Annotated in this window: 21 protein-coding genes and 1 pseudogene (1 of these 22 running past the window's edge); 10 read left to right on the forward strand and 12 right to left on the reverse strand. The window is 71.0% G+C overall.

Translation table 11 applies throughout. From position 1 onward, the window contains the following. The first annotated feature begins 3 nt into the window (after positions 1 to 3). Both JOE48_RS16075 and JOE48_RS16080 read left to right on the forward strand, forming a co-directional pair. A complete protein-coding gene (locus tag JOE48_RS16075) occupies positions 4 to 609 on the forward strand; it encodes a cytochrome b (protein ID WP_210031357.1) in 606 nt (201 codons plus the stop codon). Then, a complete protein-coding gene (locus JOE48_RS16080; protein ID WP_210031359.1) occupies positions 606 to 1,190 on the forward strand; it encodes a YceI family protein in 585 nt (194 codons plus the stop codon). Before JOE48_RS16075 ends, JOE48_RS16080 begins: the two co-directional genes overlap by 4 nt. Before the next feature lie 135 nt (positions 1,191 to 1,325). On the opposite strand, the gene JOE48_RS16085 is transcribed toward JOE48_RS16080, so the two are convergent. The 6 genes from JOE48_RS16085 to JOE48_RS16110 form a co-directional block, all read right to left on the reverse strand. Beyond that, positions 1,326 to 1,904 carry a GNAT family N-acetyltransferase gene (locus JOE48_RS16085; RefSeq protein ID WP_210031360.1) on the reverse strand — a complete coding sequence of 193 codons (579 nt, stop codon included), beginning with the start codon at positions 1,902 to 1,904 and terminating at the stop codon, positions 1,326 to 1,328. Then, positions 1,904 to 4,249 carry an Orn/Lys/Arg decarboxylase N-terminal domain-containing protein gene (locus tag JOE48_RS16090; RefSeq protein WP_210031361.1) on the reverse strand — a complete coding sequence of 782 codons (2,346 nt, stop codon included), beginning with the start codon at positions 4,247 to 4,249 and terminating at the stop codon, positions 1,904 to 1,906. Before JOE48_RS16090 ends, JOE48_RS16085 begins: the two co-directional genes overlap by 1 nt. 208 nt (positions 4,250 to 4,457) lie before the next feature. Then, entirely contained in the window at positions 4,458 to 5,231 is a 774-nt protein-coding gene (locus JOE48_RS16095; RefSeq protein WP_210031362.1) for a LamB/YcsF family protein, read from the reverse strand. Between the two features lie 19 nt (positions 5,232 to 5,250). Continuing rightward, positions 5,251 to 6,231 (reverse strand): hydroxyacid dehydrogenase, encoded by a 981-nt coding sequence (locus JOE48_RS16100; protein WP_210031363.1) that lies wholly within the window; start codon positions 6,229 to 6,231, stop codon positions 5,251 to 5,253. A 176-nt stretch (positions 6,232 to 6,407) separates the two neighbouring features. Next, positions 6,408 to 6,665 carry a DUF6894 family protein gene (locus tag JOE48_RS16105; RefSeq protein WP_210031364.1) on the reverse strand — a complete coding sequence of 86 codons (258 nt, stop codon included), beginning with the start codon at positions 6,663 to 6,665 and terminating at the stop codon, positions 6,408 to 6,410. After that, positions 6,665 to 7,378, reverse strand: coding sequence for a Crp/Fnr family transcriptional regulator (locus tag JOE48_RS16110; RefSeq protein ID WP_312893240.1), 714 nt, complete (start codon positions 7,376 to 7,378; stop codon positions 6,665 to 6,667). The genes JOE48_RS16105 and JOE48_RS16110 overlap by 1 nt, the downstream gene beginning before the upstream one ends. A 257-nt stretch (positions 7,379 to 7,635) precedes the next feature. Between JOE48_RS16110 and JOE48_RS16115 the strand changes: the two genes are divergently transcribed. The 6 genes from JOE48_RS16115 to JOE48_RS16140 all read left to right on the forward strand — a co-directional run bounded on the left by JOE48_RS16115 (position 7,636) and on the right by JOE48_RS16140 (position 13,408). Continuing rightward, complete coding sequence (locus JOE48_RS16115) at positions 7,636 to 8,016, forward strand: hypothetical protein (protein ID WP_210031365.1); 381 nt, start codon at positions 7,636 to 7,638, stop codon at positions 8,014 to 8,016. Next, complete coding sequence (locus JOE48_RS16120) at positions 8,016 to 8,366, forward strand: helix-turn-helix domain-containing protein (protein ID WP_210031367.1); 351 nt, start codon at positions 8,016 to 8,018, stop codon at positions 8,364 to 8,366. Before JOE48_RS16115 ends, JOE48_RS16120 begins: the two co-directional genes overlap by 1 nt. A 318-nt stretch (positions 8,367 to 8,684) precedes the next feature. Further along, positions 8,685 to 9,356, forward strand: coding sequence for a TadE/TadG family type IV pilus assembly protein (locus tag JOE48_RS16125; protein ID WP_245252846.1), 672 nt, complete (start codon positions 8,685 to 8,687; stop codon positions 9,354 to 9,356). Between the two features lie 77 nt (positions 9,357 to 9,433). Continuing rightward, positions 9,434 to 9,991, forward strand: a complete 558-nt coding sequence (locus JOE48_RS16130; protein ID WP_312893242.1) for a TadE/TadG family type IV pilus assembly protein — start codon at positions 9,434 to 9,436, stop codon at positions 9,989 to 9,991. Beyond that, positions 9,976 to 11,286: a TadE/TadG family type IV pilus assembly protein gene (locus JOE48_RS16135; protein ID WP_312893244.1), complete on the forward strand. Its 1,311-nt coding sequence runs from the start codon at positions 9,976 to 9,978 to the stop codon at positions 11,284 to 11,286. The genes JOE48_RS16130 and JOE48_RS16135 overlap by 16 nt, the downstream gene beginning before the upstream one ends. Positions 11,287 to 11,710: 424 nt before the next feature. Further along, complete coding sequence (locus JOE48_RS16140; RefSeq protein WP_210031369.1) at positions 11,711 to 13,408, forward strand: methyl-accepting chemotaxis protein; 1,698 nt, start codon at positions 11,711 to 11,713, stop codon at positions 13,406 to 13,408. 360 nt (positions 13,409 to 13,768) lie between these two features. On the opposite strand, the pseudogene JOE48_RS30355 reads toward JOE48_RS16140, so the two are convergent. After that, positions 13,769 to 14,423, reverse strand: a pseudogene (locus JOE48_RS30355) (nucleotidyltransferase family protein); the annotation flags it as partial. On the opposite strand from JOE48_RS30355, the gene JOE48_RS16155 reads away from it, so the two are divergent. Both JOE48_RS16155 and JOE48_RS16160 read left to right on the forward strand, forming a co-directional pair. Next, positions 14,422 to 14,631, forward strand: coding sequence for a hypothetical protein (locus JOE48_RS16155; RefSeq protein WP_210031373.1), 210 nt, complete (start codon positions 14,422 to 14,424; stop codon positions 14,629 to 14,631). The pseudogene JOE48_RS30355 and the gene JOE48_RS16155 sit on opposite strands and share 2 nt — an antisense overlap. A 12-nt stretch (positions 14,632 to 14,643) precedes the next feature. Next, positions 14,644 to 15,399 carry a hypothetical protein gene (locus tag JOE48_RS16160; protein WP_210031374.1) on the forward strand — a complete coding sequence of 252 codons (756 nt, stop codon included), beginning with the start codon at positions 14,644 to 14,646 and terminating at the stop codon, positions 15,397 to 15,399. Between the two features lie 10 nt (positions 15,400 to 15,409). Here JOE48_RS16160 and metB read toward each other — a convergent pair whose 3' ends face one another. From metB to JOE48_RS16185, 5 genes are all read right to left on the reverse strand, one after another. Beyond that, complete coding sequence (gene metB, locus JOE48_RS16165; protein WP_210031375.1) at positions 15,410 to 16,570, reverse strand: cystathionine gamma-synthase; 1,161 nt, start codon at positions 16,568 to 16,570, stop codon at positions 15,410 to 15,412. 77 nt (positions 16,571 to 16,647) lie between these two features. Next, complete coding sequence (locus JOE48_RS16170; RefSeq protein ID WP_210031376.1) at positions 16,648 to 17,211, reverse strand: cytochrome b/b6 domain-containing protein; 564 nt, start codon at positions 17,209 to 17,211, stop codon at positions 16,648 to 16,650. Then, positions 17,208 to 18,317, reverse strand: coding sequence for a catalase family peroxidase (locus JOE48_RS16175; protein ID WP_210031377.1), 1,110 nt, complete (start codon positions 18,315 to 18,317; stop codon positions 17,208 to 17,210). The genes JOE48_RS16170 and JOE48_RS16175 overlap by 4 nt, the downstream gene beginning before the upstream one ends. A 134-nt stretch (positions 18,318 to 18,451) precedes the next feature. Further along, positions 18,452 to 19,348 (reverse strand): BLUF domain-containing protein, encoded by an 897-nt coding sequence (locus JOE48_RS16180; RefSeq protein ID WP_210031378.1) that lies wholly within the window; start codon positions 19,346 to 19,348, stop codon positions 18,452 to 18,454. Positions 19,349 to 19,373: 25 nt separating this feature from the next. Further along, a protein-coding gene (locus JOE48_RS16185) for a putative bifunctional diguanylate cyclase/phosphodiesterase (protein WP_210031379.1) crosses the window boundary here: on the reverse strand, positions 19,374 to 19,627 show its 3' end. It continues 1,474 nt past the right edge of the window; 254 of the gene's 1,728 nt are visible here — the last part of the coding sequence; its start codon lies off the right edge, out of view; its stop codon occupies positions 19,374 to 19,376.

Below are 19,627 nucleotides of genomic sequence, written 5' to 3' on the forward strand. Positions count from 1 at the left end.
CCCATGGCGACCGCGGTTTCCGCGCGGCGGTACTCCGCCGTGGCGATCCTGCTGCACTGGGCGAGCGCGGCGTGCGTGCTCGCCCTCATCGGCATGGGCCTGACCATGACCCATGCGGGGTTGGCGCCGCTGCGCCAGTTCCAGCTCTACCAGTGGCACAAATCCGTCGGCATCACGGTGCTGGCGCTGACGGCCCTGCGCGTCCTCTGGCGCCTGACCCACCGGCCGCCGCCGCACCCGGCCGGGATGCCGACGCGGGAGCGCCGGGCGGCCGCGGCGGCGCATCACGCGCTGTACCTGCTCCTCGTCGGGCTGCCCCTGACCGGCTGGGCCGTGGTGTCGCTGTCGCCGTTCAACATCCCGACGGTGCTGTACGGGATCGTGCCCTGGCCGCACCTGCCGCTGGCGGGCCTCGTCCCCGACCCCGCCGCCGCCGAGGGGATCCTCAAGCGGGTCCACGCCCTGGGGGCGTGGTTCCTGGCGGCTCTGCTCGCAATCCACGTGGCGGCGGCCCTGCGCCACCACCTCCTCCTGCGCGACGACGTGCTGCGCCGCATGCTGCCGGGGCGCCGGCCTTCGGCCGCCCCCATTGTGGAGCCGACCCGATGAACGCCCGTCACCTCTGCCTGCTCGCGGCGCTGCAGGGCGCACTCCTCGGCGCAATCCTGCCGGCCTCCGCCGCCGAATGGGCGGTCGATCCGGCCAAGAGTGCCATCCGGTTCTCCGGCGTGCAGGTCGGCGTCCCGTTCACCGGGCGGTTCGAGCGGTTCAAGGCCGATGTGGATTTCGACCCCGCCAAGCCCGAGGCCGGGCACGCGCTCGTGCTGGTCGACCTCGCCAGCGCGCGGACCGGGGACGTCCAGCGCGACGAGGCCCTGCCGCAGAAGGACTGGTTCGACGTCAGGGCGGCGAGCGAGGCCCGTTTCGAGGCGACCCGCTTCGTCGACAAGGGGCAGGGCGACTACGCGGCGATCGGCACCCTAACGATCCGCGGCACGAGCCGGCCGGTGACGCTGCCGTTCCACATGACGCTCGACGGCGGCGCGGCGCACGCCACCGGGCGCGTCGGCCTCGTCCGCACCGAGTTCGGCGTCGGGCAGGGGGCCTGGGCCTCGGGCCAGTGGGTGGCCCTCGACGTCGGCGTCGAGGTCGACCTCGTCGCGGCGGCGCGGCCGGCGACCGGCCACTGATCCCGGCCCCGTCATCGCGAGCGCAGCGAAGCGCGACCTCCGAGAACCCGGCGCTGCTGGATTGCTTCGCCGCGCGCGCATCGACGGCGGCCATGCGTCGAGGCGGGCCGTCGGCGGCCGCCCGGTCCCGGCCCGCTACCCCGGCCGGTCCTCCGACCCGGTGCCCAGCGCCCGCTGGACCATGACGCTGTCCGACCAGTGGCCGTACTTGAAGCCCACCGCCCGCAGGTAGCCGACCCGCTCGAACCCGCAGGCCTCGTGGAGCCGCAGGGAGGCCGCGTTCTCGGCGTCGATGTAGCCGATCATCTGGCGGTAGCCGCCCGCCGCGCAGGCCTCGATCAGGGCCGGCAGCAGCCGCCGGCCGATCCCGGCATGGAGGTGGTCGGGATGCACGTAGATCGAGTGCTTCAGCGTGTAGCGGTAGGCCGGCCGCTTCCGGAACGGCACCGCGTAGGCGTAGCCCGCCACCGCGCCGTCCCGGTCGGCGACGAGGTGCGGCAGGCGCTTCTTGCGCATGGTCTTGCGCCGCCGCTTCAGGTCGTCGGGGAGCAGCCGGTCCTCCTCGGCGACGCTGACATCGGTCACGCCCTTGCCGATATGGTGCTCGTAGATCGCCACCATCGCCTCGACATCGGCGTCCGACGAGGGGCGGATGACGATGTCGGGGCAGGACCGGGCCGGGAGCGGGCCGGGCGTCTCGACCTCGATCTCCATCAGGCCCCCTCGCGCACGACATAGGTGTGAAAGCGGATCCGCCCGTCCGGATCGACCTCGCGGTAGACGCCCTGGATCTCGGCCTCGAAGCCCGGGAACAGGTTGGCGGAGGCCTCGAACATCTTGAAATAGTCGAGCATCGGCTTCGCCCTATCGTCCAGGCGCTCACCCGGCAGCACCGTGCCGATGCCCGGGGGGTAGACCAGCATCAGCGTGGTGGCGATCCGGCCCTCCGCTTCCGCGATCGGCACGTAGTCGACCTTGTTGCGGGTCAGCATCTGGGCGGCGCGCTTGGGCGGCATCACCATCTCGGGCAGGTGCTCGGGGGCGAATTGCCGCCGCTGCAGCGTGGAGGTGCCGGCCTCCCGATGGAAGGCGTGGAACTCGCCGCAGAGGTCGCGCAGGCGCACGCCGCGGTAGCGGTTCGGCCGGCGATTGACGAATTCCGGCATGGCCTCCTCCAGCAGGACGTTGTCGTCGTGGTGCCGCTTGAAGGCGACGAGGCCCGAGATCAGCGTGCCGGCCTTCGAGGATTCGACCCCCGGGGTCAGCAGGAAGAGCAGCGAGTTCAGGTCGTTCTTCTCGGCGACGATCCGGTTCTCACGCAGGTATTGCGCCACGATCGGCGCCGGCACGCCGTGCTGGGCGTAGGCGCCGGTGTGCCGGTCGAAGCCGGGGGTCAGCACGGTGAGCTTGTTCGGGTCGGTGATCGCGTAGCCCGGCGCCACGTGGGTGAAGCCGTGCCAGCGCGCGCCGGGCTTCAGCTCCCAGTGGCGCGGCGTGGCCGCGAGCTCGTCGGTCGGCACGCTCTCCCACGGCACCTCGGCGCCGTCGGCGTTCACCGTCACGTCCGGCACGAACGGGTCGAAGAACCAGCGCCGCGCCGGGTCGCGCTCGTTCTCCTCGAACTCGCGCCGGATCGCCCGCACCTTCTTGCGCCACTCGATCCCGAGCCGGATCGTGTCGTCCCACAGGATCATGCCCGAGCGCCCCTTCATCATCTGGGCGCCGACATCGAGCGAGGCGAAGAGCGGGTAGAACGGCGAGGTCGAGGCGTGGACCAGGAAGCTCTCGTTGAGCCGCTTGTGCTCGACCCGCCGGGTCTGGCCGCGGATGTGCCCGTCCCGGGTGTGGATCTGCGAGGCCTGGGAGAAGCTCGCGAGCTGCTTGTGGGTCGATTGCGTGGCGACGATGCCGGGCGAGGTCTCGTCGAGCCCGGTCAGGCCCATGGCGAAGCGGCGGGCGTAGAGCGGGTGGAACTTCATGAAGCCCGCCCAGGCCTCGTCGAACAGGATGTAGTCGCAGAGGTGGCCGATCTTCTCCAGGATCTCCTGGGCGTCGTAGATCGTGCCGTCGTAGGTGCATTGCTCGATCACCGCGACGCGGAACGGCCGCTCCCGGCGCCACGCCTCCGGATCGGTCACCAGCGGGTTGCGGCGGATTTTTTCGCGAATCCGCGTCTCGTCCAGGGCCTCGTGGAAGATCGGGCCGATCAGCCCGTAGGCGTTGCGGTCCGTCTCCAGAAAAATCGGGATGCCGCCGCCGAGGAACAGGGCGCCGTGATGGGCCGCCTTGTGGTTGTTGCGGTCGAACAGGACCAGGTCGTCCTCGGCCACCAGGGAGGACAGGACGATCTTGTTGGAGGCCGAGGTGCCGTTGAGGACGAAGTAGGTCTTCTCCGCGCCGAAGATCTTGGCGGCCTCCTTCTGGGCCTTCAGCGCCGGGCCCTCGTGGGTCAGCAGGTCGCCGAGGTCGAGGACCGAATTGTCGAGGTCGTCCCGGAAGATCGCCTCGCCCAGGTGCTCGACGAAGATCCGGCCGATCGGCGAGCGGTTGTAGAAGATGCCGCCGTTGTGGCCCGGGCAGGTCCAGAGCTGGTTGCCCTTCTCGGCGTAGTCGACGAGCGCGCCGAAGAACGGCGTCTTGAGGGTCTCGGCGTATTGCGTGACCCGGCTGACGAGGCCGCGGGCGATGTATTCCGGCGTCTCCTCGGCGAGGAAGATGTAGCCGTCGATGAAGTCGAGGAGCTCGACCGGGATGTCCTCCAGCCGCTTGCGGCGGACCATGATGACGATCGGCATCTCCAGGCCGCGCCGACGCATCATGTCGATGAGGGCGGCGCCCTTGCCGTCGAGGCCGCGCTTGCCCCAATCGACCACGAGGCAGCCGACCGCCGCGTCGGTCTGCACGGCGATGGCGGCGTCCTCGACGCGTCGGGCGCGCACCACCTCGAAGCCGCGCTGCTCCACGGCCGCCACGATCTGGTTGAGGCGCGCGCCCTCCAGATCGTCCGGATCGAAGGCCGGGGCGCACATCAGGACCGTGAAGCGGCGGTGGAAGTCCATGGAGCCCTCTCTGGCCTCGAATGCAGCGCGTGGCTTTCCGGCCCGTCTGCGACGATTGCATGACACGCGTCCGTGGTGGCGGCCGATCCGGGACGAAAGGTCGTGATCCGGGTGAGCGCGGCTTCTCCGTGCGTCTCCCCCCTCTGCGGGGGAGGGAGGGCGCGTGGGAGATCTGGACCGCCGTAGCCGGATCTGTGTCGCCCCGCCTTCAGGCGCCGATCACTTCGGCCATGGGCCGGAGCGCGATGCCCTGCGCGGCGAGGCCGTCGCGCAGCCGCGCGGCCATCGCCACGGCGCCCGGCGTGTCGCCGTGGACGCAGACGCTGTCGATCCGGGTCGGGATCCGCCCTCCGGACATGCAGGAAATCGCCCCGTCGCCGAGCATCCGCACGACCCGCTCGGCCACCGCGTCGGGCGCGTGCAGCACCGCCCCGGGCAGCTTGCGCGAGACGAGGTTGCCGTTCTCCGCGTAGGCCCGGTCGGCGTAGACCTCGCGGACGAGGGGCAGGCCGAGCCGCTCCCCGGCGCGCTCGGTCTCCAGGCCGGGCATCACCACGAAGATCAGGTCGCGGTCGAGGGTGCGGATCGCCCGGGCCACCGCCAGGGCGAGATCCGCGTCCTCGTTGGCGATGTTGCCGAGCGCCCCGTGGGTCTTCACGTGCCGCACCGGGCAGCCCGCGTCCTGCGCCAGCGCGAGCAGGGCGCCGACTTGGTAGAGCACGGCCTTCTCGACATCCGCCGGCCGCTCGCCGTGGATCGGGCGCCGGCCGAAGCCCCAGAGATCGAGGAAGCCCGGATGGGCGCCGGCCTGGACGCCGTTCGCGGCGGCAAGCCGCAGGGTCTCGTGCATGACGAGCGGGTCGCCGGCGTGGAAGCCGCAGGCGATGTTGGCCGAGGTGGCGATGGTCAGCATCCCGGCATCGTCGCCCAGGCGGTAGATGCCGAAGCCCTCGCCCATGTCGCAGTTCAGGTCGACGATCATCGCGGCGCTCCGGGCGGCGTCACAGGGCGCGCCGGTGCGGCCAGACATCCGGGTTGACCAGCCCGCCCGGCCGCCGGCCGGCGAGGACGTCGACCACCCGGCCCGCCGCGGTCTCGGCGGTGCGGATCAGCGCCGCCTCCGTGGAGCCGCCGACATGGGGCGTCAGGATCGCCCGCGCCTGGCGGGCGAGGGGATGGTCGGCGGGCAGGGGCTCCTGCGCGAACACATCGAGCCCGGCGCCCGCGATCGTGCCGGCCTCCAGCGCCTCGATCAGGGCCGCCTCGTCGATCAGGCCGCCGCGGCTGGTGTTGATCAGGAACGCGTCCCGCTTCATCCGGGCGAGCTGCGCCCGGCCGATCAGGCCGCGTGTGTCCGGGGTCAGCGGCACGTGCAGCGAGACGATGTCGGCCTCAGCGAGGAGCGTGTCGACCGAGGCGGCCCGCAGCGCGCCGGCATTGGCGAAATCGGCGTCGGGGCGGCTCGGCCCGTAGGCCAGCACCCGCAGGCCCAGCGCGGCGCCGAGCCGCGCGGTGGCCTGCCCGATCGCCCCGAAGCCGACGAGGCCGAGCGTCAGGCCGGCGAGCTCGACGAGACGGGTGGTGAACTTGAAGCTGTCGTCGCCGGCCCGGACCGAGCGGTCGGCGCCGGGCAGGGCCTTGGCCAGGGCGAAGATCAGCGCCAGCGTCTGCTCGGCCACCGAGACGGCGTTGGCGCCCGGCGTGTTGACCACCACGATCCCGGCCTCGGTCGCCGCCGCCTTGGCGACGTGGTCGGTGCCGGTCCCGTGGACGCCGATCACCCGAAGGTCCGGCGCCGCCGCGATGGCGCCGGCCGGGAAGCCGGTGTTGCGGGTGATGACGGCCACGCAGCCGGCGACCTCGCGCCCCAGGGTCTCGGCGTCGGTGCCGCTGGCCGGGCGCGGTTCCAGCCCGGCCGCGCGCAGCCGGTCGAGGCCCGCCGCGTGGATCGGCTGGACGATGAGGCACGGACCGGTGATCACGGAAGGGCAGCCCCTGATGGGAAAGCGGTGGCGGAACGCAAGGCCCGCGCGGGGATCGTCTAGGCGCAGCGCGCCATCCTGACAACGGGCGGACCCGTCGGTCCTGGCCCCGCGCCGATCGCTGCCCGACGATGACCGGCGGGCTGCATCCCCGAAGGCTTCAACCGGAAACCGCGTCACTCCTCCGCCGCGTCCGGGATGGTCTCGCTGAACGGCACCGTCAGAACCGGCCGGCCGGCCGCGTCGACGATGTCGAACGCGCAGGCGAACCAATCCCGCACCGCGTCCGAGCGGCCGCGGCGGATCAGGTCCCGGGCCGCCTGCAGCGCATAGGCCCGCGCCGCCGCGGCGTCCGGCAGGACGCTGCCCTCCGGGTCGATCGCGATCCGGCCGGGGTCGGTCCCGTAGCGGAGGTTGAAGAAGTAGCGGCCCATCAGGCGCCCCCGATCAGCCGCGCGTATTCCGCTTCCGCCGCCCCGTAGCTGGCATTCGCCACCAGCCGGAGCCGCTCCCGGTCGAGGATCTGGACGCGGCCCCGCCGGCCGCGGATGCCGCCGCCGCCCTTTAGGTTCTGCAACGCCAGCGTGACGCCCGAGCGCTGCACGCCGAGCATCATCGACAGGCATTCGTGCTTGAGCGGCAGGTCGTCCCCGTCCGTACGGTCGTGGCACATCAGCAGCCAGCGCGCGAGGCGCGTCTCGAGCGTGAAGGTCGCGTTGACGTAGGCCGTGTGCCGCGCCTGCACGAGCTCGGTCTGCACGTAGCGCAGAAGCAGGCGGTGCAGGCTCGGGCTGGCTTCGGTCGCCGCCGACAGGGCCGCGGCCGGGATGCGCCACGCCGCGCCGGCGATCTGGACGAAGCACGCGCTCGCCACCCGGTCGGAGCCGAGCAGGACCGGCACGGCCCCGACCATCCCCTCCCGGCCGGTCATGCCGACCTCGGCCCGGCCCTGGCTGGCCTCGGCGGTGATCGAGGCGACGCCGCTGTCCAGGAAGTACAGGTCCTCGACCGGCTGATGGCTCCGGATCAGAGGCTCCCCGAGCGGCAGCTCCGCGTGGCGCAGATGCGGCCGGAGCGTAGCGAAATCTTCAGCCCGCATCGCCCGCAGGAGCTGGTTGCGCGTGTCGCGCTGTGCCGTGTGGTCCACGGATCCTCTGGAATCGGAAGGAGCGGCCTGGCGGTGTCGCCGAACCGGGCCGTAAGCGCCGAAGATAGATCGGACGCATTCGATTGAAACTAACCGACGTTATGGTTTTCCATGCTCGCCGGATTCGTGCCAGCTCAAGATTTGTTTTCGCACAGGAGGAAGATTTAAATCTACATTATTGACCGGGAATACTTGAAGGCCGGATTACAGTCGCAAAGAGCGGCGCGGCGCTGAAACCCAATCTGTCAGGGAGAGCGATGGACCTCGACCCACAGCGCATCGTCCTCGTCGCCGAGCCGGATCCGATCGTCGGTCTCGATCTGGCGGATGCGCTGGAGGCGGCCGGCTACCACGTCGTGGGGCCGTTCCGGACGGCCGCCGCGGTCGAGGCGTGGCTCGCCGGCCGGACGCCGGCCCTGGCGGTTCTCGATGTCGAGCTCGCCGGCCGGTCCAGCGCGGCGGCGGCCGAGGTGCTGCGCGGCCGGCAGATCCCCTTCGTGGTCCACACCGCCTTCGCGACCCACAAGACCCTGCCGGACGCCTTCGCGGGGGCGCCGCGCCTGTGCAAGCCCGCCTGGACGCGCGACATCGTCGAGCTGCTCGCGCAGCTGCCGCAACCCGCCGGCACGCCACGCTGATGCGGCCGCTCCCGGCCGCCGCCAATCCCGTCCTCGCCAAGCTCGACGGCGTCGGCCCGCTGCCGGAGGCGGACCGCGCGCCGCTGCGCGCGATCATGGCCGATTCGCGCTGGGTAGCGGTGGGCCTCGTCAGCGAGGATGGCGATCCTTTGCCGAGCACCCCGATCGATCCGGCCGACACGACCGGCCTGACCCGCGTCCCCGTCAACCGCTCGCTCCGGGACATGCGACAGGACGGTCCGATCGCGCGGCGCGAGCGCCGCCCGCGCATCCTCGACCTGCCGCGCCTGCGCGCCCGCGCCGCGTTCGACCCGGCCTATCTGCAGCGGACCGGGCGCGACGCCGCGTAGGGAACGGGCGGCAGGCCTTCGCGGCCCGGACGATCCGGGGCCGCGCATCGGTGGTGAGGGGCCGACCGGTCGCGCTGCCGGACCGGCATTCGCTGACCGCCGCGTGGATCGCCTCGAACCCGCCCGATCCGGCCGCTGGGCTCCGAATATTGCGCAAAATGTTTTCGGATAATTTGGTATCCGAGTGCCGATCTGTCGGATCGGCCGAACGGTCCCGGCGCCAATGGCAACGAATTGGCAAGGTCTGGCCGCCATCGTGACGCGGCGGCGGGGGCTTGCCTGGCCCGGGATCCCGGACGGCCGCGCGACACACCAGCGATGTGGATCGGTCTCAAGACGGCAGCCATCATGAGCCGCGCGGCGCATGCGGAGACGGCCGGGGCGGATCGCCGCCTGGGGCCTCGCGCCCTGCTGGCCTTTTCCCGCAGCCGGGATGGCGCCTCGGCGGTGGAATTCGCGATCGTGGCGATGCCGTTCCTGGCGCTGGTCGGAGCCACCCTGGAGGCCGGCATAACCTATTTCGCGCAGGAGATCCTGCAGCAGGCGGTGACCGATGCCGGCCGCCAGATCTACACGGGCCAGTTCCAGGGGAACAATGCCGGCGTCACCGATTCCACGACGCTGCTCAACAACTTCCGCACCGCCATGTGCTTCCCCGGCGGCAAGCCGCGGGTCACGATCTTTCCCTGCGCCAACGTGCGCATCAGCATCACGAAGGCCGCGAGCTTCGACTCGGCCGCGCCCGTACAGGCGACGGCGACCAACCCGAAGACCGGGGTGTCGGACTGGAATGCGGGCTTCGCGTCGTACACCTGCGCCCGGGCGAGCGACGTCGTCGTCGTCCAGGCGGCGGTCGACATGCCGGTCTTCTTCCCGCTGCTCGGTGCCGCCAAGGCCACGCTGCCCAATGGGCGCCGCGTCCTCCAGGCCGCCAGCGTCTTCCAGGTCGAGCCGTTCAACTCCTCCAACGCCTGCCCCTCCAGCTCGTGACAGGGCCTGTCCTGCCAGGCCCTGTCCTGCCGGGGCGCGCCGGGTTCCCGACCCGGTTTCGGGATGACGCGCGCGGGGTGGCGGCGATCGAGTTCGCGCTGGTCCTGCCGGTGCTCGTCGCGCTGTATTTCGGGATGACCGAGCTCGTGCGCGCCGTCGACACCAGCCGCAAGGCCACGCTCTACGCGCGCACCATCGCCGACCTGGCCGGGCGCGCCACCAACGGCAGCCCGACGGTGAACGACATGGCCGCGATCCTGAACGCGTCCGGTGCGATCATGCGGCCCTACCCGACGGCGAACCTGCAGGTCGCCATTCACGCCATGGGCGTCGAGAACGTCTCCGGCTCCCTGATCGGCGGCGTGTGTTCCAGCTATCCGCAGAACGCCCGTCCCGTCCTCACCCTCAACGGCAGCAACGGGCTGCCGGCGACACCCGCGACCTTCCAGTACGACGGCGCCCGGTACGTTCTGGCCGAGGTCTCCCTGGCCTACGCGCCGGTCATCGGCTCGACCCTGTTCCGCTCGATTTTCGGCACGCGGGGACTGGTGTTCAGCCGGCAGGTCTCGTGGGCCCAGCGCCTCGACAAGGGCGAGGTGATCATGCCGGGAGGCGCGAAGTGCCCAAGCTTCTGACCCGTCTCTCGGCTTGGCTCGCCCCCCGGGCGCACCGGCCCGGCGCCCGCTTCGGGCGGGCTCGGAGCGGCCAGGTGGCGATCCTCTTCGCCGTCATGGCCATCCCGATGCTGTTCGCGTCCGGGGCGGCGATCGATCTCGGCCGGCGCAACGCCGCCAAGGCGCAGCTCGATGTCGCGGTCGACGCGGCCGTGCTGGGCGTGATCACCCAGAAGACCAACACGCTCACCGACGTCATGCTCGCCAACGCCCGCACGCAGTTCCTGGCGGATGCCGCGAAGGTCCCGGGCGTGACGATCACCTCGTTCGTCCTGACCCCGGCGCCGGGCGCCACGCAGGTCGGCCTGACCGCCACCTACACTGCCACCGTGCGGACGACGCTCGGCAGCATGATGAACGTCGTGACGATGAAAATCGGCGGCCAGTCGGCCAGCGTGCGCAACGTCGCGCAGTACATCGACTTCTACCTGCTCCTGGACAATTCGCCGTCGATGGGTCTCGCCGCCACCACCGCCGACATCGCCAACATGAAGCGCGTGACCTCGCCGGCCTGCGCCTTCGCCTGCCATCTTCTCAACGGCAACGGCACCGAGAATACCAACGACAATTACAACATCGCCAAGAGGAACAACATCAAGCTCCGGATCCAGGTCCTGCGCGACGCCGTCGCGAACCTGGTGACCTCCGCCAAGGCGAGCATGAGCCTGACGCAGCAGTTCCGGATGGAGATGTGGACCTTCAGCGACATCCAGACCCGGCTGATCCAGCTGACGCCGTCGCTCGATCAGGTCAGCACCGCGGCCGCCCAGATCGATCTGGCGTATTCCTACCAGGATCAGCGCGACAGCCAGACCGCCTACGAGCGGGCGATGGCCAAGATGACCAGCACGATCCCGGCCAGCGGCAACGGCGTGACCACCGCCACCCCGATCCGGTTCCTGTTCTTCGTCACCGACGGCGTCCAGGACACGCCCATCGACGGCACGATGAGCAATGCGAGTTCCGGCTACAAGATCAACAACAACCGGTTCATCAGCCCGATCAGCCCCTCGACCTGCCAGGCGATGAAGAACAGCAACATCCGGATCGGGATCATCTACACGCAGTATCTGCCGTTGTATGACAACGACTTCTACAATTCCAACGTGAAGCCATACGAGAACAACATCGGCCCTCTGCTGAAGAGCTGCGCGACCGACGGCCTGTATTTTCCCGTGTCGACGGACGGCGACATCAACCAGGCGATGCAGCAGCTGTTCAGCGCGGCCCTGGCGTCGGTGCGCATCACCAATTGAGGCCGGTCGCGGTGCGGTGCGGCGCTTTGCGTGACCCGGGAGCGGACGTTCCCGCACGAGCGATGGCGCGTCCCCGTCCAGGCGCTCGCGCATCCCAGGGAGCCCGAGCCTTGTAAGGTTCGGCCGCGGCGAATCCCGGCACGGCCAGCGCCCTCATCCTGCCGTTGACCCGATATCCATGTTCGCCTCCCGGATGTTCAGGCCTGCGGGACGACGGTTGGGCACGCGCATCATTCAAGGATCGCGGCAGCGGCGGGCGGATTGAACAGCCGTACCGCGCGTATCGACAGAAATGCCGCAGGTTCGCGAATTTGTTTCCAATCGGTTTCTGTATTCTCTATTCATTAATTAATGAACATTAAGTTTCCGATGTCGATCAAATGGTCTGCAGTTTGTTGACTCGACCGTCACGGGGGCGCGCGCCATGTCTCTATTTCGTAATCTCAGGATTATCGTCAAGCTTGCGATACCGGCTCTGATCTTGGCCCTCGTTGCCGGAAGCGTCGTTGTCATTGCGCGCGCGAATCTCGATGCTCTGGAGGAGAACACCCGCGCGATCGTCGACGTGCAGGCGATGCGGGCCATCATCGCGCTGCGCCTTGAGACCGCCGTGGACGAGGCGATCATTCGCGAGAAGAACGTCATCATCGAGACGGATCCGGCCCTGATGGCGGACCATTTCGAGCACTTCAAGGCCGCGAAGGAGCGCGCTCTGACCGCGGTTGATCGGCTCATCGCCATGGCCGACACCGAGACCCGCCGGACGACCAACGCAGGCATCAAGGCGAGTTTGCTCGACTTCTTTGCCGTGGCCGAGCGCTCCGTCGCGCTGGGGCTCAAGAACCAGAACGACGCGGCCGCGAAGGTGTCGAACACGGAGGTTCGTCCTGCGCGGTTGACGATCGTGGAGGCCGTGACCAAGCGGGTGGAAGCCAACATCCGGGATCTGGAGGCCGCGAAGGTCAAGGCGGCGGAGACCACCGAGGCCGCGCGCCGGACCCTGACCCTGGGCGCCGCGATCGGCCTGCTGACCGCATTCGGCCTGCTCGGCGCCATCGTCATCCAGGGCATCACCCGTCCGCTCGCCAATCTGGTCGCCGTGCTGCAGCGCATGGCGCAGGGTGAGATCGATTCGGAGATCAAGGAGGCTAGGCGCGGCGACGAGATCGGCGCGGTCGGCCGGGCGGTTGAAGACATCAAGACGATGGTTGCCCGCAAGGCCGCCGAGGAGGCGGAGATCAAGGGCCGCGCCGACGCCGCGGCTGCGGCCGAGCGGCGGCGCACGATGATCGAGCTGGCGGACGGCTTCGAGCGGGCGGTGGGCGGGATCGTCGGCACGGTCTCGGCGTCGGCGACCGAGCTGCAGGCGACCGCCAGCACCATGACCGCGACCGCGACGGAGACGGCGAGCCAGTCGACCACCGTGGCGGCTGCGGCGGAAGAGGCGGCCTCGAACGTCAACACTGTGGCGGCCGCCGCTGAGGAATTGGGCAGTTCCGTTCAGGAGATCGGCCGGCAGGTCAGCGGCTCGGCACGCCTCGCGCAGCAGGCGGTTCTGGCCGCGGATCAGACGGCCGCCCTCGTCCAGGCGCTCAGCCAGACCTCGGCCCGGATCGGCGACATGGTCGGGATGATCTCGGGCATCGCGGGTCAGACCAATCTGCTGGCGTTGAACGCCACGATCGAGGCGGCGCGGGCCGGCGCAGCCGGGCGCGGCTTTGCCGTCGTTGCCTCCGAGGTGAAGGCGCTTGCCGAGCAGACCGGCAAGGCCACCGAGGAGATCGCCCGGCAGATCGGCGAGGTCCAGAGCGTCACCCATCAGGCTGTATCGGCCATCGGCGGCATCACCGGCCAGATCCGCGAGATCGACGCGGTCGCCACCAGCATCGCGGCGGCGGTGGAGCAGCAGGGGGCAGCGACGCAGGAGATCGTCCGGAACGTCAGCCAGGCGGCCATGGGCGCCGGCGAGGTGACGAGCAACATCGCCGGCGTAGCCCAGGCCTCGGAGGAGACGGGGGCGGCCGCCAGTCAGGTGCTGTCGGCGGCGTCCGATCTCTCGCGCCAGTCCGAGCATCTCGGGGCGGAGGTCACGCGCTTCCTCGCCACGGTGCGGGCCGCCTAAGGGCTCCTGGCGTGCCCACCCGGTAACCGCGGCCCGCGTCTATTCGCGCGGAGCGAAGCAATCCAGGGCGGCGCCAGGCTCACCGGCCTCGTGCCGCCCCGGGTCGTTTCGCGTCGTGCGTGAGGGCGTCCGAAGCCTCGGTCGGAAACCATCTCGGACACGCTGACGGAACCACGCCGTCGGAGCCTCGTGGCGGAGACCCTTCCGCACGCCAAAATGTTTCACATGAAACATTAACCACGTCCGGCCGCGCTCACCCGACCGGCCACGGGGCGGCAGGCGCCTGCGCGGCCGGCATGCCCGGACCCGGCCGCGGCCCTGCGGCGGCATCCTCGGGGCCGGTCGGCATTGTCATGTCCGCCGGTATCCGCCCAGCGTCCCGACATCGACATAGGCCGAGCCCACGCCTGCGCCCGGTGCCCGGCCGCCCGCTGCCAAGTCGGCCTTGACCCGGTACCGCTATACTCGTCGGCGCAGAGCCGGGCGCGCCAGCGCGCATGCGGCTCCATCAGCATGCGGCCCGGCATCTTGAGCGCGCCCCAGATCCAGCTGGAGGTGGAGTTCGGCTGCTCGACCTGGATCTCGCGCACCGCGCCGGCCCGGTCCGCCACCGCCGCGTCGAAGTGCTCCGGCTGGACCGGGAAAAGCAGGAACGACAGGGTGTCGGCGGGCCGCTGGATCAGTGCGTCCTGGGGCAGCCAGATCGTGTCCGGCAGGCCGACGATCACCGGCTCGCCCGGGGGGATGAGCGGCCGGGGGAGAAGATCGGATCGCACAGGCCGCTCGGCCTCGGCTGCACAACATAGGCGATCGGGGTCACACCGTAGCCGGCGCCGAAACATTCGACGATGTCCGACTCGTCCGGCGAGATCACGAAGCAGATCTTGCGTGCGCCGCCGCGGATCATCCGCTCGACCCCGTCGCGCAGGCGGCTGCCCACCGGGAGCAGCTCCTTCGAGACGGCGAGGGGCTGGATGCGGCTCCCCCGCCCGGCCGCCGGCACGATCCCCCACATGTCAGGCGCACGCCGCGGGGTGGTCCGCCAGGGTGCGGGCCCGGCCCGCCGCGGCGATGCGGCGGATCTCGGCGTCGCCTCGACCGAGGGCGGCCAGCTTGTCGGACCGGTCGCGAGCGATCAGGATCTCCGCTCTGGTTCGGTCGCCGCGACGAGAGCCGGGCCCTGTGTCTCCGGTGTCCTCGCCGGTTCGGCCCCGGCGGGCTAGCAACCTCTCAGCATGACGACATCGAGCTGGCGCGATCTTCGGAATGAGAAGGCTCGGGCGCGGCTGCAGCGGGCCCTGCCGCCGGTCTTTCCCGTGCCGGTCCTGCATCACGCTTTGGCGCGGCCCCTGATCCCGCCGACGCCGCGGCTCGCCGTCGAGAGCTACTGGCGGGCCCATATTCTCCGGGCCGACCGGCTGGCGCGCGCCCTGGCGGCCCGGTCGGGGACGCCGGAGGGCTGGACCTGGCAGCTCGGCGCGGAGGGCCGCGCCGGCAGCTTCCGGATGCCGCCCGCGCCCTTTCGCGAGCCCGCCTTCGCCCGGGGCCAAGGCGCCTGCTGCATCTGCGGCCAGCCGGTCTACAAGTTCGGCTGGCACCAAGACCTGTGGAAGCGCGGGCAGCCCAACGCGAATGCGGCCTGGCATGCGGCCTGTGTCGCCGCCTGGAAGTTCTGGATCGCCCCGCACGCGCAGGTGCGGGTGCTGAAGCTCCGCCAGCGGCACCGCTGCGCGACCTCCGGCAAGCGGCTGCTGCGCAGCGCCGAGGTCGATCACGCCCTGCCGCTCTACCGGGTCTGGCGCGAGCACCGCACCCGGCCCTGGCCGGAATTGCTGGCCTACTGGGGCACGCCGAACCTGCAGGTCGTGAACCGGGCCGTCCATGTCGACAAGTGTCGCGACGAAGCGGCCGAGCGCTCCCAGACGCTGCGGCTGTCCCGATTCCGCGTGGTCGAGGATGAATCCGGCTTCGAGGTGATCGAGGAGGCGTGAGCCGACAGGCTCAGCCGCCCACGGCCTCCAGGGCGCGCGACAGGTCGGCGAGGAGATCGGCCTCGGCCTCCAGCCCCACCGACAGACGCAGCAGCCCATCCGTAATGCCGGCGATCGTCCGCGCCTCCGGATCCATCGCGGCGTGCGTCATGGTCGGCGGATGGGCGACCAGGCTCTCGACGCCGCCCAGCGACTCGGCCAGCGTGAACACCCGGAGCGCCTCGACGAAGCGCTTCACCGCCTCGCGCCCGCCCGTCAGCTCGAAGCTCAGCATGGCGCCGAAGCCCGCCTGCTGGGTCTTGGCCAGGGCGTGTCCCGGATGCGTGGGCAGGCCGGGATAATGCACGCGGGCCACCGCCGGATGCGCGTCGAGGAAGGCGGCCAGGGCCGCGGCGTTCTTCTGCTGCTGCTCCACCCGCACGAACAAGGTGCGCAGGCCCCGCAGGGTCAGATAGGCGTCCAGCGGCGAGCCGGTAACGCCGATCGTGTTCGCCCAGGCGGCCAGATCCTCGCCCACGGCTTTGTCGGCGGCGATCACGGCCCCGCCGATGACGTCGGAATGGCCGTTCAGGAACTTGGTGGTGGAGTGGACGACGAGATCCGCCCCGAGGGCGATCGGCTGCTGCAGGGCGGGCGACAGGAAGGTGTTGTCGACCACCGCCAACGCGCCCACGGCCTTCGCGTCCGCGGTGATGCGGCGGATATCCACCACCCGCATCAGCGGGTTGCTCGGCGTCTCGACGAGTATGACCTTCGGCCGTTCGGCCAGCGCCGCCGCGAGCGCGTCCGGATCGGTCTGGTCGACGAAGGCCACCCGGTAATGGCCCCGAGCGCTGCGGAAGCTGAGCAGGCGGTGCGTCCCGCCGTAGCAATCGTGCGGCGCGACCAGCAGGTCGCCCGGCCGCAGGCTCGACAGCGCGAGGTCGAGGGCCGCCATGCCGCTCGCGACCATCACGGCCCGGGCGCCGCCCTCGAGCTTGGCGATCGTGTCGGCCAGCGCGTCGCGCGTCGGATTGCCGAGGCGCGAGTAATCGTAGGGCCCGGCCTGCTCGAAGGCCGGGAACTTGAAGGTCGTCGACAGGTGGATCGGCGCGATCACGGCCCCGAAAGCCGCATCCTGGGCCACGCCGTTCGCCGCCGCGACGGTGCGAGCCGCAAATCCCTCTGACATCGATTCTCTCCGCGCCGGATCCGTGGCGCGTTCTTTATGGAGAACGGATCCGGCTTTCAAGAGAACGATCCTGCCAATCAGGTCTTCCCAGCGGGCAGAGCGGCCCGGTGCGGCCGCCAGGGTGCCATGCTGGCGAAGACGCCATCCCGGCGGATCAGACCGTGCATCAGCGCCGCCCCGAGATGGGCGAGAATCACGCCGAACAGACCGTAGGCCAGCACGGTGTGGAGCTGCCGCAACGCTGCGTAGAGGATCGGGCTCTGCGGCAGGATCGGCGGCAACACCACCGGGCCGACGAGCACGACCGGATAACGCGCCGCCGACAGCATGGCCCAGCCCACCAGCGGCATCGCCAGCATCAGGCCGTAGAGCAGGACATGCGAGCCGTGCGCCGCCCGTCGCTGCCAGCCCGGCAGATCCACCGGCAGAGGCGGCGGCGGGCGCCGCCAGCGGTTCGCCAGCCGCAGCACGGCCAGCATCAGGATCAGGATGCCGAGCGGCCGATGCAGCGCCACGAGCGCATGGTAGTCGGCCAGCGAGGTCACCATGGCGACGCCGATCAGCAGCATGGCCAGGATCAGCGCCGCCATGACCCAGTGGAGCAGGCGCGCCGGCCGATTGAAGCGGGCAGGGGCGGTCACAGGCCGGCTCCCGGGTGCGGCGCGCCGGTGACGGCGCTGGGCGTCTTCGCCTCGCCGGCGCGGCGGGTGAAGGATTGCGCGTAGGCGGCTGAGCCGGCGCTCAGGAGCGGGTCGTCGCTCGGCGCGATGCCGTCCGGCAGAACGAGGGGGTCGAAGTTGATGTCGCGGCAATTGCCGGCGGCCTCCGGCGTCGCCCCCGTGAGGGTCAGGGTCCCGACATCCACGGTCTCGCGCCCAGCGGGCCAGGGCCGGGTCGCGTCGGCGGTCGGATCCTCCGGCTGAGCGAGCGTCACGACGAGGTGCCAGCTTTGCGGGCCTTGCCGCAGCTGTGCGGCGAGATCGTCGAACAGGTAATTCATGTCGTCCTGCACGGCCTGGGCGGTCTCCGGCGCCGCAATGCCGTCCGGGACGAAGGCCCAGCGCACCGCCCGCGTGCCGCCGTCGGCAGCCACGAACCGGAAGGCGTTGAGGCTCCAGTAGGTGCTGTCGGCAAAGCCCGAGGTCACCGTCCGGGCCTTGATCAGCGCGGCCGCCTTCGCGCTCTCGGGATGCACGGCGAAGAACGCCTTCAGGCGCTCCGGATCCGGCTTGCCGGTAGCGGGATCGGGCTGGGCGGCGCGGAGCTGCTCGTAGAAGGCCTCCGGGGTGCGCACGGGGAAGACCGGGATATTGTTCACGCCGGTGCGCCATTCCTCGCCGTCCGGGAGACGGAAGCGCAGGGCGAGGCTGCGCACGGTGGTCCCGGCATCCGCCGCGTAGGGCTGGCCGCCGGCCAGCGCGACCCGCCCCTCGACGGGGGTCACGCGTCCCGCCGAGAACACACCCGCCCGGGAGAGCGGCACTCCGGCGCCGTTGCCGGTGAAGGCGCCCGCCACGCACAGGCCCTTGGCGTGGTTGCGCCGGAAGCCGGGATGCGGCCCGTTGACCTGCTCGAAGCGGTCGACGACCCGCGCCGGGGTGAGGCTGCCGGGCGAGAGCCAGCCCCCCGCATACGCGAAGGTGCCGGCCGTCGTGCCGACCAGCGCGCCGATCGCGGCCAGGCGGAGCAGCAGGGCGCGCGGGCTCATCCCGGGCGGAGCCCCGGCGAGGTCGTTCAGAAGCGTCATCGGATCCCTCGGCAACAGGCCGCGATGGCGCCTATTCGAACGCGGGATGCGGCGGTTTCACGCGCGGGCCGTCTCGAGCCATGCGCTGGTGAGGGCCGAGGGTTGCGCTGTGCAAGGCAGGCGCGCTGGGCCGGTCAGGCGGCGCGGCTCTCGGTCTGCGCGGCCGGCGCCTCGGCCCCGTCCTCGATACCGGCGGCCTCCTGGGCCATGGCCTGCGCGAGAATCCGTGCCCGCCCGGCCCAGAGGTCGCGCGCGCCGCGCATGGCGCCGAGCCGGTCCTCGGCCGCCGCCAGGGCCACCTGAAGGGCGTCGATCTCGGCCCGCAGGTCGGTCGTGCGTTGCCGCTCGCTCGCCAGCGCCGCCTTGAGCACCGACAGGGCCGCCTCGGTCGCCCCGCGGGTCCCGGCGGATCGGTTCGCTGCCGGGCGGGCTTGCGCCTCCGCGGCGGCCTTGGTCGACGGCGGACGATCGGCCGCCGCCAGCCCGGCATCCGGGCGGATCTGCGCGATCTCGGCCCGTACCTGTGCGACGTCGAGCCCGGCCGCGCCCCGCGGCTCCGGTTCCTCCGCGGCAACCGGGGCAGCCGTTTCGGCGGCCGGGATACCCTCTTCCTCCATGACGAGGCCGTGCAGCATGGTGAAGACCCGGTCGCCGTCGAGGCGCGCGAGGTCGAACCCGCTCTCGGCCGCGAGGCCGTCGAACCGGGCCTGCCCGTGCGACGAGTGGCCCACGAAGGCCATCGACCAGTTGGCGAAGCCGCGGCTCTCGGCGGGGCCGCATTGCAGGACGGTCACGTCGCTGTGGCGGAGATCGCGCTGGATCCGCTCGAACGTGGCTTCGACTCCCCGGCGCGGGCCCTCCAGCACCTGCGCGAAGGCGCCCGCGTTGAACATCAGCGCGCCGGTCACGCCGACCTCCCGGTTGTTCCGCTGCGAGGCGTCCAGGATCTGGCGGACCGCCGCCGTCACCTCGGCTTCCGGTCCCTGGAGCAGGTTCTTGCTGGCGTAGACGAGGCGGTAGAGGTCGCTCATGGCGTTGCGTCCGGGAGAAGGAGGGTCAGGCCTGCGGATAGCCGGCGAAGACCCGGGCGAGGTCTTCGGTGGGGACGGGCTTGCTGATCAGGTAGCCCTGGACGTCGGTGCAGCCCTCCAAGCGGATGCGCTGCATCTGCTCGGCGGTCTCGACGCCCTCGGCGACCGTGGTCATGCCGAGGCTCCTGCCGAGGCCCGCGATCGCCCGGATGATCGCCTCACCGTCGGGCTTGCTCGTCAGGTCCTTCACGAAGGAGCGGTCGATCTTGATCTTGTCGA

Origin of the sequence: Methylobacterium sp. PvR107, assembly GCF_017833295.1 — a bacterium.
GTDB lineage: Bacteria > Pseudomonadota > Alphaproteobacteria > Rhizobiales > Beijerinckiaceae > Methylobacterium.